The organism is Clostridium sp. 10cd* (assembly GCF_044336395.1).
Classification (GTDB): Bacteria; Bacillota_I; Bacilli_A; order Erysipelotrichales; family Erysipelotrichaceae; genus Clostridium_AQ; species Clostridium_AQ innocuum.
The window spans coordinates 2541504-2557072 of record NZ_CP172347.1; the positions used below are offsets into that span (position 1 = coordinate 2541504).

18 protein-coding genes are annotated in these 15569 nt (G+C 39.6%); 2 read left to right on the plus strand and 16 right to left on the minus strand.

The annotated features are described in order from the left end of the window. Positions 1 to 103: 103 nt before the first annotated feature. From phoU to ACG3M1_RS12610, 5 genes are all read right to left on the minus strand, one after another. On the minus strand, positions 104 to 742 hold the full coding sequence (gene phoU / locus ACG3M1_RS12590) for a phosphate signaling complex protein PhoU (protein ID WP_002609094.1): 639 nt from the start codon (positions 740 to 742) through the stop codon (positions 104 to 106). A gap of 12 nt (positions 743 to 754) precedes the next feature. After that, the gene (gene pstB, locus ACG3M1_RS12595; protein ID WP_002609095.1) at positions 755 to 1516 is read right to left on the minus strand and encodes a phosphate ABC transporter ATP-binding protein PstB; all 762 of its coding nucleotides are present in this window, start codon (positions 1514 to 1516) and stop codon (positions 755 to 757) included. A gap of 15 nt (positions 1517 to 1531) precedes the next feature. Continuing rightward, entirely contained in the window at positions 1532 to 2779 is a 1248-nt protein-coding gene (gene pstA, locus ACG3M1_RS12600; protein ID WP_008817198.1) for a phosphate ABC transporter permease PstA, read from the minus strand. Further along, on the minus strand, positions 2776 to 3717 hold the full coding sequence (gene pstC / locus ACG3M1_RS12605; protein WP_002609097.1) for a phosphate ABC transporter permease subunit PstC: 942 nt from the start codon (positions 3715 to 3717) through the stop codon (positions 2776 to 2778). Before pstC ends, pstA begins: the two co-directional genes overlap by 4 nt. A 78-nt stretch (positions 3718 to 3795) precedes the next feature. Then, positions 3796 to 4746 carry a substrate-binding domain-containing protein gene (locus ACG3M1_RS12610; protein WP_002609098.1) on the minus strand — a complete coding sequence of 317 codons (951 nt, stop codon included), beginning with the start codon at positions 4744 to 4746 and terminating at the stop codon, positions 3796 to 3798. Between the two features lie 171 nt (positions 4747 to 4917). Between ACG3M1_RS12610 and ACG3M1_RS12615 the strand changes: the two genes are divergently transcribed. Both ACG3M1_RS12615 and ACG3M1_RS12620 read left to right on the plus strand, forming a co-directional pair. Next, positions 4918 to 5505, plus strand: coding sequence for a hypothetical protein (locus tag ACG3M1_RS12615; RefSeq protein ID WP_008817197.1), 588 nt, complete (start codon positions 4918 to 4920; stop codon positions 5503 to 5505). A gap of 387 nt (positions 5506 to 5892) precedes the next feature. After that, complete coding sequence (locus tag ACG3M1_RS12620; protein WP_002609100.1) at positions 5893 to 6183, plus strand: hypothetical protein; 291 nt, start codon at positions 5893 to 5895, stop codon at positions 6181 to 6183. A 59-nt stretch (positions 6184 to 6242) separates the two neighbouring features. Here ACG3M1_RS12620 and ACG3M1_RS12625 read toward each other — a convergent pair whose 3' ends face one another. The 11 genes from ACG3M1_RS12625 to ACG3M1_RS12675 form a co-directional block, all read right to left on the minus strand. Further along, positions 6243 to 6731 carry a hypothetical protein gene (locus ACG3M1_RS12625; RefSeq protein ID WP_002609101.1) on the minus strand — a complete coding sequence of 163 codons (489 nt, stop codon included), beginning with the start codon at positions 6729 to 6731 and terminating at the stop codon, positions 6243 to 6245. 602 nt (positions 6732 to 7333) lie between these two features. Then, a complete protein-coding gene (locus ACG3M1_RS12630) occupies positions 7334 to 8998 on the minus strand; it encodes a recombinase family protein (RefSeq protein WP_395814223.1) in 1665 nt (554 codons plus the stop codon). Between the two features lie 258 nt (positions 8999 to 9256). Continuing rightward, complete coding sequence (locus ACG3M1_RS12635; protein WP_022300194.1) at positions 9257 to 9586, minus strand: hypothetical protein; 330 nt, start codon at positions 9584 to 9586, stop codon at positions 9257 to 9259. Positions 9587 to 9683: 97 nt separating this feature from the next. Then, entirely contained in the window at positions 9684 to 9989 is a 306-nt protein-coding gene (locus ACG3M1_RS12640) for a hypothetical protein (protein WP_022300195.1), read from the minus strand. 56 nt (positions 9990 to 10045) lie between these two features. Next, on the minus strand, positions 10046 to 11719 hold the full coding sequence (locus ACG3M1_RS12645) for a relaxase/mobilization nuclease domain-containing protein (protein ID WP_022300196.1): 1674 nt from the start codon (positions 11717 to 11719) through the stop codon (positions 10046 to 10048). 7 nt (positions 11720 to 11726) lie between these two features. After that, positions 11727 to 12110, minus strand: a complete 384-nt coding sequence (locus ACG3M1_RS12650) for a hypothetical protein (protein WP_257358858.1) — start codon at positions 12108 to 12110, stop codon at positions 11727 to 11729. Positions 12111 to 12151: 41 nt separating this feature from the next. Further along, positions 12152 to 12697, minus strand: coding sequence for a hypothetical protein (locus ACG3M1_RS12655; RefSeq protein WP_022300198.1), 546 nt, complete (start codon positions 12695 to 12697; stop codon positions 12152 to 12154). Beyond that, positions 12687 to 12884 (minus strand): hypothetical protein, encoded by a 198-nt coding sequence (locus tag ACG3M1_RS12660; protein WP_257358859.1) that lies wholly within the window; start codon positions 12882 to 12884, stop codon positions 12687 to 12689. The genes ACG3M1_RS12655 and ACG3M1_RS12660 overlap by 11 nt, the downstream gene beginning before the upstream one ends. A 79-nt stretch (positions 12885 to 12963) precedes the next feature. Then, a complete protein-coding gene (locus ACG3M1_RS12665) occupies positions 12964 to 13305 on the minus strand; it encodes a hypothetical protein (RefSeq protein WP_257358860.1) in 342 nt (113 codons plus the stop codon). A gap of 9 nt (positions 13306 to 13314) precedes the next feature. Next, positions 13315 to 15108: an LPD1 domain-containing protein gene (locus ACG3M1_RS12670; protein WP_022300200.1), complete on the minus strand. Its 1794-nt coding sequence runs from the start codon at positions 15106 to 15108 to the stop codon at positions 13315 to 13317. 51 nt (positions 15109 to 15159) lie between these two features. Next, positions 15160 to 15543, minus strand: coding sequence for a hypothetical protein (locus ACG3M1_RS12675; protein WP_257358861.1), 384 nt, complete (start codon positions 15541 to 15543; stop codon positions 15160 to 15162). Positions 15544 to 15569 lie beyond the last annotated feature (26 nt).

Below are 15569 nucleotides of genomic sequence, written 5' to 3' on the forward strand. Positions count from 1 at the left end.
CCACATTATCCTTTCCAGAAATCACAAAGGGCCGCACCAAAGAACGCAAATGCCTAACTTGCCCTAAGCTGTTTGAACAGCTTTTTTACGCAAATCGGAGCATCTATCCGAAGTCGTAATGCTGTCCCTTTATCATATAAATGATATGCTCGCAGATATTCTTTGTATGATCCCCTGCCCGCTCAATGTTACGCAGCATGGAGGAAATTTCAAAGATGTGCTCCACCAGATAGCTGGAATCATCATGACGGATTTTCTCCTTCAGCTCTTTATACAGAACATTGATTTCCTTATCCTTTTCCGGGATTTCAAAGGCTGTATCGATATCCCTGCTCTCATAACAGGTCATCGTTTCCTGCAGCATGGCGATAAAGCCCTTTTCCATGGCCTGTGCATAATCGAGAATAGAGGCATCCATATCATCATGCTTGATTAGAAAAATGGAAATGTTTTTTGCATAATCGCCGATACGCTCCAGCTCGGAAGCGATTTTGATGTCAGCCACCACCTTGCGAAGATCACTGGCAACCGGGGACAGCAACGCCAAAGAGCGTACTGCCTGATCGTTGATTTCCTCCTCCAGATGATTGATAATATCATCCGACTGTACGATTTCCAGCTCGATTTCCTTATTGGGGGAATTTAAGGCCTGTACAACCTTTTCATGCATACGGACAACCTTCTGTCCCATTTTCAGCACGTTTTCCTCCATGGTATCCAGCTCTTTATCAATTTTGATCATAGGTTCCTCCTTCTATCCAAATCTTCCTGTAATATAATCCTCGGTACGCTTGTCACATGGCTGCTGGAATATCCTGCTCGTCTTATTGAATTCCACAACCTCACCAAGCAGAAAGAAGGCGGTGTAGTCACTTACACGAGATGCCTGCTGCATGGAATGCGTAACGATAACAATCGTATAATCCTTTTTTAATTCCTCCATCAGATCCTCTATCTTATTCGTCGCGATTGGATCCAAGGCACTGGTCGGCTCATCCATCAGGATTACCTCCGGCTCCATGGCGATTGCACGCGCGATACACAAGCGCTGCTGCTGCCCGCCGGATAAACCGAATGCAGAATCATTCAGCCGATCCTTGACCTCCTCCCACAGGGCCGCTTTCCTTAAGGACTGCTCAACGATGGCATCCAGTGTCTTGCGGTTCTTGATTCCCTGACACTTCGGTCCGTAGGTGATATTGTCATAGATTGACATCGGAAACGGATTCGGCTTTTGAAACACCATCCCCACCTGCGTGCGCAAATCCACAACATTCATTTCGGAGCCATAGGCATCCACCCCATTCAGCTCGATCGTTCCATCGATACGGCAGCCCTCAATCAGATCATTCATGCGGTTCAGGCAGCGCAGAAAGGTAGACTTCCCGCAGCCGCTCGGTCCAATGAGTGCGGTTATTTTATTCTGTTCGATATCCATGCCGATATCCTTTAGGGCATGCTTCTCTCCATAAAACAGATTCAGGTGCTCCACATGGAACACAGGTTCCTTCTTCATATACGAATTCCTCCTCTAATACCAGGATTTATTGAGCTTTTTACTCAGCAGCTTCACACAGATATTTAAAATCAGTACGAACACCAGAATCACAATGGAGATTGCACTGGCCAGTTCAAAATTGGGCTGCTCACTGCTCATGATGTTATAAATATGCACGGCAAGGCTGGTTCCCTGCGACATAAGGGTCGGCGTGTCATTGACATAGGTACCCATGGTATAGATCAATGCCGCGCTTTCTCCAATCACACGTCCGATGCTCAGCAATACGCCGGTTAAAATTCCCGGGACCGCACAGGGCAGCACAACCTTGAAAATCGTCTGTGACTGATTGGCGCCTACAGATAATGATGCATCCCGCAAAGACTGCGGTACAACGATCAGCGCTTCCTCGGTGGAACGGATGATGGTGGGAAGCAGAATGATGGACATGGTGAAGCTGCCCAGCAGGATATTGGTCGTCGTTGCCCCAAACAGCTGCGTAATCGGAAACAGTACAGCAACCCCCATCAAACCGAAGATGATGCTTGGTACGCCCGTCAGCATTTCAATGGCGCTGCGAATCAATGATGTCAGCCTGTTCGGCTTTGCATATTCATGCAGATAAATGGCAGATGCAATTCCCAGTGGAAGTGAAATCAGCAGCGAAATCAATATCAGATACAGGGTGGATATAATCGAGCCGCGAATACCGCCGCCCGGTGTTTTGTAATACACCTTGGTAATGCTTTGTGCGGAGCTGTCCAGTGCCTGTGCCACCTCAGCTGCATTCTGCGACATGATGTTGCCCGCAATCATCGTCGCTCCGCTTTTGGTCCGATAGCCAAGGTTTTCCACCTGAAAGCCAACCTCCGTAGATAGGGAAACATCCTTATCCTTAATGCTTTCATCCTTCAGATAATGGAAGGGAGATGCCTCATCAATGTATTCGACCAGAACGATAGCATCGCCGTTTTGATCCTTGGTATCCACAAAGCCGATTCCCCATTTCGAGGAGAAGGACGCTTCCTCACACAAGGATGACGGCCGTTCAAAGCTGCCAGGATGATTTTTCGTTGTTTCCACACTGGTCAGATAATTCTTAGACCAGTAATTCCCCTTCAGAAGATCAATGCCCAGAGATGAAAAGCCCTTGGAAAAGATGAAGACAAAAATTGCAATCAGCACGAATACACTTAGTCCGCTGGAAAGGTAGGTTACCCCGTTGCACAAGCCATCAAACAACCGGCGCTTCCTTTTCTGATGGGAGGGTGTCTGTATCATTTCATATTCCCCACTTTCTTCTTCATCAGATTCAAGAGCAGATTGGACAGCAGAATGACTGCCATCAGCACCAGACCTGCCGAGAATCGTATGTCATAATCCAGTCCGGTCGTTTCCTTTAAGCCGGCCAGCATGGTTGTTGTCAGTGTCCTTGTCGTATCAAACACATTAACGGTTGGTCCAAACATTTTGTTTCCCGCTACCATGGCAACAGCTGTAGCTTCTCCGAAGGCTCTGCCGATGCCCAATATCGCTCCGGCAAAGATTCCGGATTTGGCACTTGTCAGAATAACCTTGAAATTCGTCTGTGTCCGCGTGGCGCCAAGTGCAAGACTGCCAAGCTCCACTTCTCTGTCTACAGAGCGGATTGCCGTGATTGACAGGGATGTAATCGTTGGAAATATCATAATCGCCAGCAACAGAATCACTGCCAGCAAAGAGCTTCCTCCAGCCGTCACAAAGCCAAGGGAGGATGCAAGCGAGCTGACCAGCACGGTAATCGTACCGGATGCAAATACACCATATACAACAGAAGGTATACTGGCAAGCAGCTCCACTACCGTCGTCATGACCTCTGCGACATGCTTGGGTGCTATTTTTGCAATAAACAATGCCGTCAGTACAGACAGAGGAAAGGAAATCACCAGTGCGCCGAATGCCGAAACCAGCGTATTGATAACAATAAAGCCAACACCATAGATTCCCTGATCCTTACGCCACATCATTCCGGTCAGAAAGGAGACAATATCCTGCTGCCCATAGGAATAGCCGCTCAAAAAGGGAGAAATCCCCTTGACACTGATGAAGATAATGATGATGGCAATCGCACTGGACGACAGCAATGCCGCCAGAAGAAAGATTGCCTTCATCCTTTGATCCTTTTTCAGTTTTTTTCGATTTTTCTCTGTACTGATGCTATCTCGTACATAACTTTTCATTCTTCACCAATCCTTATCATCATAAGACAGCCTGGAAATCCAGGCTGTCTTGCAAGTCACGTTTTTAGCTTCTTTTCTTTATTTGATGTCTTCCCATTTCAGCGTTTCACCTGTGAAGATGCTCTTCAGCTGTGCCTGCGTCAAGGATGTAACATCTGTATTTTCCTTATTTACAACTGCGACTACCGCATCGATGCAGTACTGTCCGCTTTCCATAGCTTTGGAAATATCCTCGGAGCCATCCTCCTTGAAAGCACGGGAAGCAAAGCCGATATCCCCCTTGTTCGGACCGTCTTTTTCTTTTCCAAGCACTCTTGGTACTGCATCTCCGCTTCCGGACTGATTCATAGTGAATTTGAAGTTTCCTGCCATTGGAGAGAACGCCTCCAGAGAAGCCTTCACCGTTTTTTCTACGGATGTTGACCCGCAGGTCGTAATGGTGATTGCAGAATTATCCTTACCTAATACAGCTTCATATTTTTTGGAAAGCTCATCCCAAGGCTTTGCCTTGCTTTCATCAACTTCCCCGCCGTTTTTCTTAACGATCGCCATACCTTCTGTAGAGTTCTGCATGAAGTCCAGGAATGCCTGCACCAGCTGTTCCTTGTCATCACTTCCATAATCACCTGCTGCCCTTGTTACATACATAAACGGACGCTGCAGCTTGTAGCTTCCATCCAGTACGCTTTCACTGCTCGCTGTGACCCCTTCATACTGCAGAGCGCTGACACCGTTTTTCTCGAAATCGGTGGACAGGGATGTATACCCGATACCGTTTTTATCGGCTCCTACCTTGGCTGCCATATCGTCATTGCTGGATACCTCGATAGCATTCTTTGTCAGACTTCCTTCAAAGTCCACTCCCTTTTCGAATGCCTCTCTGGTTCCGCTTGATGAATCTCGCGTATATACTTTGATATCACCGCTGACACCTGCTGTTTTTCCTTCATCGCTGGATCCGCAGGCTGCCAGTGAGAATGTCATCAGGCAGGCTACGGTAGCCGTCATAGTTTTTTTCCACATGTTCATTTTTCATATTCCTCCTTGAATACGGTTCTATCATACGACACCTATGTTAACGGATAATGAAGAGATTGTTAAGCAATCGTTAAAATGTAAAAATGTTTTATATCCGGTGCCATCCAAACCGGTAGTATAATGTGCTATACTTATGACGAGAGATAAAAAGGGATGGCGATTATGAATAAATTGTTACGAGGCTTTTTCACAGCTTCGGCAGCCGTTTTTCTTTGCAGCGGCTGCAAGGGGATACCTCCGGAAAATGAGGCCATGAGTAAGGCGTTGCAGAACAGGGATGTAACATACAGTATTGTTGCACTGGATGACAAATGCTTCTATCTAAGCCTGGAGAATCAGGATCTGATATTCGATTATCTTATGGAAACCGACAAAAACAAAGAAGGCGGAAGCTATTATACAATGGAAATCACCACAAAGAAAACGGATGCCATGAGCTTTCAGTGGGTACAGGCAGTTGCCTATCAAAATAACACGCTGAAGAAAATTAAAAACGGAGATTGTGATGTTATGATGGATGATGCCATCCATGCTTTTGATTCTAAGAAAATATGCACAGGAGCTGCCCTGCAGGAGGCAAGGACCTATGAGGCAGAAATACGAAAGCGGCTGGCTGCATATGGCATTACACCGCAGGATGCCTTCTCCTACGGGCGCAGCTACCTGAAAAACAATCAGGACACAGCACTTGTCAATCTGGATATTATGACCCGCTTCAAAAATATCATGCCCACGAATAGCAGCCGCTAAACAAATACGTAAAAACAGATACTGCCGGAATTACACCTACAGTATCTGTTTTCATTTCATTTCTATGATATCGACTTACCCGCCTGCCTTTTCAGATCTTCCGCAATACAGCCTTGAACTTCTGCAGCGGCTGTTCACCTCTTCTTTTCCAAGCGGTGATATCCGAAATTTCAATCTCCATCTAACAGCTTCCTATTAAAACGAACATCGAACATCAAAGCCCGAGAATACAACCGCCTGCTTCAGGAGCGCAGCCCTTTTCTGTCATGCAGTATAGTGACTCGTAAAAAAGCGTCAGAATACACTATTCTCCATTTGCATTTTACAGTATATCGCGCTATGATATTAAACAGTTGGCTGTAAGCACAGCAAGATTGGAGTAGAGCTATGACAGTAAAGGAAATTTTTAAGAAAGCAGTGATTGCCGGCGCCGATCCGTTATCCATAACAGAGCTTGGCTTTGCCTATCTTAATGATATCGGCACCTGGAATATCAATATCAATTCACAGAACACCGGTTGCAAGAATAAAACGATCACCGTAGAGCAGCTGCTGGATATCTTCGAGCATCACTGTACCTGCTTTCGCACGCAGAATGAATGCTTTGAGGATAAACGTAAGGAAATGATCCAGCTTTTAAAGGAACACGATCCACAGGCAACCATAGATTTCAATTAAGAGAAGCATTGTTTCATTCACCGCAACCCACCGGTTTGAAACAATGCTTTTTATGTATGTTATCCCCGCAATAGCTCAATCAGCAGTGCTTCACTTTCATAGATATCGCTGCGACTGTCACGCAGAAAGGCATTCATCCCCTCCGGTTCGCACATCTCCCACATGACCACTTCAACAAAATGGTTATGCGCCTTTAACAGTCCATCATATGCATCCCACACACTCTTTCTTATGAACGGCTTGTTCAATCTCAATAACGACTGACAATCCGTTAGACGTTCTTTAAGCGTATCGATCATCTGCGAGGTCATCATCATGTCATTATCCAGATAATCATCACAGATTTGATATACCGACCGATACATATCGTAGCGATTCCACAGGTCTTTGAGAAGCTCCCGCTCCTGTATTTGTACATACTCCATCTCTTCAACTGCCTGCCCCTTCCGGCTTACCATCCACTGGTAAAAGGCAAAAAGCATCCCGGCACTACCAATCACCGGAGCAGCTGTTTTGAGAAATCGCCTTGTACTGTGTGTCAATTCCATACTACTACCTCCTTACGATTTCCCCATTTTTTCTTCCCACCTGTATCTTACTATGTATAGAATGCAAATTTTGTGATATTTTGTCGAACACGCCTTGATATATGAGAAATTTAACAAAATTTGTCATATAGTGTTATCATTTTAGCAATACATATCGCTCAGCTTTATAGTTTACATTTCAACAATTAACAAAGGTATCGCCTTTTTTTATGTCACCCGCAAAGAAATCATAGCATATATTTCAGCAATTGCGGGAGAAACTTAACAAATTGCGGATAGTAAGCCTTAAACTTTTAACATGCGGTGTTTTCTTCTCACAGTATCCTTATTGCACAGATACAGTATGTTGCTTCCAAATATAAAAAAGACACTGATCACAGTGTCCACGATTTTCATATGGTACCTCTTTAAGGAATACAACGAACATATATGTCTTTTTGTCTTTTTATTTTTTTACAATTGCTATTTGCTTGATATTTAAAACCTTATCTATTCTTATGACCACCTATAATATACCATATTTCGTAATAAACTTCAATGATTTTTCCAAAAATAGTAACTATTTTTTTGAAAAAAGTTACTATTTTCTATCCTAGAATATCCTATTCATATTCTATATCGATAATCCGCTTCTTATCAAGATCAACTGTCATAGTCAGGATCACACTTTCAATAAGTTTTCGCTTTTCTTCATCAGAAAGATCTGACCAAGCTGCACCTTTTACGATTTTCATGCTACCAAGATATCCTTTTTCTTTCTTAATTTTGATATCTAACTCTTGAGTTAATAGTAAATAAGCATCATCGTTAATAAGATCCTCTGCATATTTCCTAGTAATACGTTTAAGTTTAGCTTCAAGACGTTCTATTTTCTTCATAGACTCCATGATGACGCTCTCAACTGCCGTCTCATCAATTCTACGGATCACTTCGTATAAGGTTTCATTTATGATGATATCTTGATTTATTCGCTTATTACATACTTTACAATAATAATAGTAATAACGTTTATTATTTTTATATGTTGGTATACCAATTGTAATATCACCGCAGCAACCACATTTAACTTTATTCCGGTAATAGAATTTATTTTGTTCTTTACCGTACATAACTGCTCTTTTCCCTAGCATTTTTCTTGCTTCTAATGCCTCATCTTTGGCTATAAGAGCGGGTACTATATCAGGGAAGACAAATCCTTTATATAAAAACTCACCATAATAACCATCCTCAAAAATGATCCTTCGTATCCGATCAACACGAATTTCCATGCTATATACCTTTTTTATACGATTCTTAATTTCGACAAATGTATAACTTCTAGCCCATTTAAAAATATCTTTTATTATTTTTGCAGTTGATTCATCAACAGATAAATAATTTTCTTTATCCTTTGTATAACCTAAAGGACATCCTGGCTTTGGATATTTACCCTCAGCTGCCATTTGCAATTGGCCATCATTTGTTCTTTCAATAATTGTTTCTCTTTCCCACTGAGCAAAAATTGCCAATAAACCCAATATCATACGTCCATTGGCAGAATGGATGTCTAGGTTATCCATAACAGATATTAGATTTACTTCAAGATTTAAAAACAGCTGTACTAGCTCATATGTATCAACAACGTTTCTAGTCAGCCTATCTAATTTATAAATAATTATTTCATCCAATTTACCATCCTTTACATCTTCTAACATTCGCTTCATGTCTCTTCGTTCCAAATTCGCTGCAGATTGTCCATCATCAATATACAGTTCAATATGTTTAGGAGAATAATCGAATAATTCCAAATACATCAGATTTTTGACTTTTTGATTTTCAATCGAATAGCCTAGGGTCTGTTCTCTTGTCGATACCCTGCAATAGATTCCAATATATTCTTTTTTATGTCTGGTATTCTGTATTGGATACACTGATTTCCTTTGCGTTATTTTTTGCGTTATTTTTTTGTCTCTAGTAATAGCAGCACCTACAAAAAGCATTTTTTCGAATTTACTTAAATAAGGTAAATTAGGATGTATTATAATTCGATCAAGGACAGATATCACCCTTATTTTCTTTATTATCAAAAGCTCTAATAATGTATTTAGATGTTTTCTGTCAGTATATAGATCAGCTGCCGTTAATGCGATAAAATCATGAGCTCCAAAAGATTCAATTTGTGATAACAAAGATCCTGTGGTGTTATCCCAATTTAAGAAGCATACATTGTCAATCCGAAAATCACAAATTTTTAAGAAAAGATCCAATTTTTTTTTGACTGCCACCATTTCTTAACAAAACGACTGCTCTTCTGTTATTATTCTCTGGTGCCAGTATGTTTGTGTGTACCGTTGTTGTCTTTGTATATAATTTTCCTTCCACTTTAATATCCTCCACTTTGATATACATTTACAAAACAGGTAATAAAAGGAGGAATACCAAGTCGGCATTCCTCCAAATTTTATTCTCAATGGTCATTTTGAGAATAAGATTTTATCAAGCAGTTACATTATACACAAAAACTTCATAAAATTCAACATGTCTATTTATGTTATTGTTTCGAAATGCTTAATGATATGTTCACTCAAATCCCATAATCTCTGCGAAATTATTATAATTACTGCAATCAATATCAAGATAAGTATAGCATAAAGCGAAAAGTTTACTGTCTTATGAAATACCTCGTCATGATAATATGAATCCTCCATCGAAGAAAAACTACGTAGTGATACCACAAAAATCAATCCTGCTATTATACTACTTACAATCAATCCTTGATATGAGCCATCAAATAATAAGCAGAATACTATTGAGCTAACACCAAAAATCAAGCAATAAAATATTTTACTAAAAATTGACCACTTGTCATTTTCCATATTGACCCTCCCAAATTATGGTAACGGATGATATACTATATCATAATTTACTCCTGTAATAATCTTGAATCACCTACAGTGTATTATTTTCTTTAATTCAATATTTTGAATCAATGAAATTGATAGCATCCTCAATTTTATTCATAGATCTCTGAATTACTATTATAGCTATAATAGTAATTATTAAGTAAAATGAAAATTTCACAATTTTATGAAACTTTTCATTACTATAATATAGATTTTCCACTAAAGGAGCATAATGCCGAAATACCATAAAGACCACCCCTGCTACAAGAATACCTAGAATTAAACCTAGATATGAACCATCATATAAGCAAATAAACACTGAAGTGCTTAAAAACGGAATCATTAAATAGAATACTGTAGATTTATTTTCACGCATGTTAATTTCCTCCATATTTTTTAATCAAAATATACAACGTATATATTCAATCATAATCATCTAATGCTCCTGTAATAATCTTGGATTTCTTCTTTCTCTGCTTTTGATAATGTTTCTAAATCGTCACCACTTATCTTATCCACTTCATTATCTTTACTATCATATAATGTGTACTCTTCATCGTCAAGCAAATACATATAAGCACGTTCTCCATGTGTCTTCCAGGCTACTGATACTTTAGGTAGATAAACATAATAATCCGTGTATGGGAGACGTACACAGTAATTCTGATCATCACTACGCTGCTGATCAATCATGGAAGAACTGAAGAGCATACCCTTGATATAACCGTTTTGCTCCAAATGCTTCATGCGTATACCTTCTAGATCATCAAGACGTTTATTCAGGAACGAGATATAGGCATATTGTTTATTTGCCTCTATCTTTATTTTCGTACATTCTGCAGCAAATTCTTTAACCTCATCAATATCAGCATCATTCATTTGTGCTTTCGCATCCAGGAACATCTTTACCTCATCTGGTTCCTTCAAACCGGCTTCACCAACAAGCATGGCCTGTTCTTCATATACACGGTATGCAGTATAATACTTTATGTACATGTTTGCAATTGGCAGCTGTGCCTGCATGGTATTGTTCAGCGATTTGGTTTTGTGATATTCTATTTCCTTGATTTCTAACTGTTGTTCAACATCTTTGATTTTGTCTACCAAATCTTCATATGTATATATTTTTTCATCATTCATGATTCCGATTGATTTCACCAATGCATTATATCGCTTTAATTCCATATAGCGACTATTGAAGTATTTTGGATACTCTTTATTTTTCTTTAACCCATTAGTTGATAATTGTATGGCTTCAGCAGATTGCTTCGCGATTCGATCGGTTTCAGATAATAATTCGCTGTTCAGATCGAGAACCTCATAATCTTTAAAAATTATTTTGTCACTGCGCTGCTTTTCTAAAAAGAATTTCTTTAATGCACTTTCACTGTAATCACTACCTAATGTTTTTAATCTGGTGAACCTGTCTTTACCATATGGCTTAACCGATACATATTTACCGTTCTTAATTATATATCCTTCAAGTGACAAGCGTTCCAACAATTCATCAAAGGACTGGCAGTTTTCCTTCAGCTCTTCGATCTTTTCTGTTATGATAGACTTCCATGCTATATGTGCAGTTTCAAAAAGATAATTCTTTTTTGTCTTATATTTGCCGATCGGTTTAAAATCTTCCATCACACGGCAGCCATATGCTTTGCTTATACGGTCACTACACGCTCGTAAGCCGTATAAGCCTTCTATGCTGTTAGATAATCTATCATCAAGTTTTCTTCCCGTTAAACTTGTCGCATTGATGATAATGTGATTATGCAGATGACCTTTATCCACATGTGTACAGACAAGACACTGATATTCCGGATACAGCTCTTTGCATAACTTCACACCAATTTCATTGACTTTTTCCGGAGTGACATTATCTCTATAGTCGAATGACTGTATAGTGTGATATGCGACCCGCTCCGTATTCTCAGTATGATACTTCTCTATATTAGCCATAAATTCACGGACTGCATAATTGACACTGCAATTAACACCTTTAGCAAGCAAACCTCCGTCTGTCTTGTTTTCATCCATACAGTAATTGATGCAGCTGCTTAATCCTTTTTTTCCGTCATGTATAGCGAACCTCTTTGTATATGGCATGTCAGCATCACTCCTTATCCAGATCCAGACAAGCTTGTACGTTTTGATTTCTATGCTGCATATAAGTTACCTTTGTTCTTAGACATTCGATTGTAGTTTTCTGCAGTAATGTCAACCCCTTCATTAGACTTTCATTATGCTGCTTCAGTAATCTGATATCCTCTGGAGTAAGCATAGATCTCAGCAGGATATTCTTCTGATCATTCCTGTATTCACGAACAAGGTCAATCAATTCGCTGCTTTTCTGCAGGACTTCTTTTTTCCCTTCTAATTCTTCTACATAGATATTTTCATGTATACCGGCATCACGCAGATAGGCAGCTACACTCTTATACCCATACCTCGCTGCTTTTTCTTCAACGATTTGTTTTTCCTGGTCATTAAGCCGCATATATGATCGCTTCCGTTTTATTTCCGGTTTTACCTTTGGCCTTACCATTTTTGCACCTCTCTTTTCTTCTGCTGCAGCCTGCGTTTCTTTTTTTGCAGCTCCTGCAGATATTTCTCTTTGTAACGATTAAGCCCCATCCACGCAACCCCTTTACCACTTACAAACGTTTTACTGGCTTTGATGTATTTATACTCAGGATGTATCTTACACATGAGTGCGATCGCCTGTTGTACGCTCCGGCGCTGTTTATCAAAATGACTGCATAAAGTTTCTACGTCCATATCTGGCCAACTGATTACCGGCTCTATATCCTGCAGCTCCTCCTGCAATCTTTTAATATGAAATAATGTAAACGAGATTTCTGCATCAAGATAATAACCATCTGTCCGCCGATATACTTGCTTGATCCAGTCAACCCCCTCTAAATATATGTAACGGATTTTTTCACCGGTAGCTGTTTCCCGTGTTATGATCCACTCATCTTCCTTGTGCCGGCGATTCATTGTGACTACAGCTTTTTTCATGCTTCGCTCAGACATGTGATATAATGATTTCACATGATCCAATGGCATCATCTTACTTTCCATTTCTCCACCATTTTCTAGCAAAAAAAGCAGGGGTGCATAGGGTGGGGACATTGTATATCGCAAGCATGGCGTATGTACGCCCTTTTTGCTTGTTAGGGGACACCCCTAAAACCCGTTGCGAAGCCTCCGGCCAATAGAGCTTTTCAAGCTGAATATCTTTCGCTGCAGCATTATTCTTTTGTTGCATAATTGATTCCCTTTCTAGAGTTTTTCATGGAGAAACCGTGCATATCCTGCACGGTTTTATAAAGCCCAAAATGTAACTTCTAATGTGTTTCTATGATGCTTTTCTCATCATCATCTTCCAGAACAGCGATCAATGCCGAGAATAAAGGCTTCAGATCATCACTCTGTATATTCCAGATATCAGCTAGTTTCTGTAACTGTTGTAACTGATCCAATGTGATAAATCCATCATCGTCGATCGTGTTTTCCACCTCTGTCAGTACATCATATCTGGATATCTCTTTATCTTCTGCATCAACGAATCGAATGTTTTCCACTGTATGATCTGTATTTATCTGGTAAAGGATTTTGATAGGCAGATCACAAGCAGCTATGACAGATTCGAGTATATTTAAAACATCATCAATAAATTTTTCATTCATATTCATCATTTACCTTTCATATTCTTGCTCAAAATCAAATAAACTTTGTCCATTATTATCCACACGTATTGGCTGTGGAGTAGGCTGTGAAGTGTTTGAATCATCTTTTTCTTTTGATTTTTCTTCCTCTTCCAGATCGAATTCATGCAATAATTCTAGTTTCTTCAGGTCAAGGAAGAATGCATCGAAGCATAGACTTATTGATTTTCTTTCTTCTCCTTTTGGAAAAGCTGTTATTATTTCTTTATCATCTGGCTTCCCATTTTCATTCTTCTGTACGGTATAAGCGCCTGCAAGTCCACACAGATAATCACTTCTTTGTCCATTTTTATCAAGCTTATCTGCTATATAACATTCAAACGCCCTAGCAAACATTTCCGGTTTACTCTGCCAATATCCATTATCTGTTTTAGCGAATTTCGTATCGAAGAGGATAGAATTTTTATAAAATTCAGTACGTTCTTCATAAAAATCATCCGGCTTTTCTTTCTTAAAACACATAGTATGAACCAATTTTTTCAACGATTCTGGTATCCCAGGAATATTCATATGTTCAGTAGCCATTTCACATCCGTTCCTTTTACCAATCGCATTATCCAGTGCGTGCGCCCATTCATGTGCAAGACTACCGGCGCCACGCATCTTCGTTAGATTGATAACTTCACGCAGTGGTTCATAATGGGCAAGAGGACTTTTTTTACTGCCTCTTGCTCCGAAAGCAATCGACAAATGATGATCCAGAGAGAGATCTGCAGGATTGATCTGTAACGTTCGGCTTAGATCCATGAGTGCATCATAACCATAATTCAAAGATTGTTGCCGTTCTGATGATGACAGCCAATTACCAAATTCTCCACCCCGAAAACCAAATTTTGTAAGGTAATTATCACCAATTATATTCTTTCCTTTTCTATAATCTGTCCCAATTCTTTCGATATCCTTCAACTGTGGCGGTATGTATGCACCCTTACGCTGCTGCTTCTTTTGTATTCCTTCTGTCTTTTCAAGCAGTCTTGCTTGCTTCAACGCATACTGCTTTGCCTCTTCATAAGATTCTATATTGTTTTCTATTATATTTCTGTTTTGTAGTACAAAGAATTTTTCATTTTCCCAGTTGACAGGGTCTGAGTATTTTTCTTCTGGATAAATATAGGATTCACCGTTCGATGTTTTTATGGCAATCATAGTCTTGGATGAATAATCTTTACGAAATTCCATTTTATTTACATCGTACTGTAGTATTTTGAAATTACTTAAAAGTTTCTCCTCATCACTGTAACAAAATTTCTTCTTGGTTATATCTCTATCATATTTAAAAAAATTGTTGACCTGAACAGCCTTTAGCAGTTTGTTATCTACAATATTTTGGTATTCGTCAGGCACATCAACAAATCTATGACTCCCATTTGATACGACATATTTACCGAGAAAGTGTTTCTTATAGAAATCTAAAACATCCGATTCTGTTTTTAGATTCATGACCAGATCACGCATTTCCTGTATCGTATGTATATATCTTTTTCTCAAATCGTCTTTCATATCAGCATCCAAGGATGCTGGAACAGATAATCTGATTGGACACGCATCACGTACCATTTTCATAAAATAAACTACTCTGACAGGTAATCCATCTGCATGAAGCTTCTCATAGTCTGGTTTACTCCAAATATTATCTTTTCTTATCAATTGTTGTTTTTCTGCTTCGTTCATATAGAGAAGATCTTCTATCTGCATTCCATATAGCTTCCATAGATCCTTTCTTGCGCCCCCTATTTTCTCTCCAAAATCTTTTATTTTAGGCATATCAACCCTCCTCATTATTGCCTCTTGACAATGATTGCTTCTGCTTATTCTTTAAAACGAAAATTGCAGACTTGACGTGATACCTTCCTCCTGCACGTCCAGTATTTTCTGGATTGCTTCTTCAATATCTGGATTGATCCTGCAATTATTGCAATCTATACAATCCTCTTCAATTGGACAAATCACCTCGATGCGCATACCCTTATATGGTGTATGTACTAATTGATGAATGATGTGACTTTTATCTAGTCTATCATAATCGTGGCTATTGATGCCGTATGACAATCCGAAATAGCTTAATATCTGCTCACTATCTCCATATAAAATCTGTGCATCTGCAGCTCTGCAGAAAAAGATATTCCATACTTTGGAGTAGTGTATATCATTTGCTTTTTCTTTTCGATATTCTTGTTGATAAATATTTTCCTGTTCCATTTATTTCTCCTTGCTTTAATCTAGTA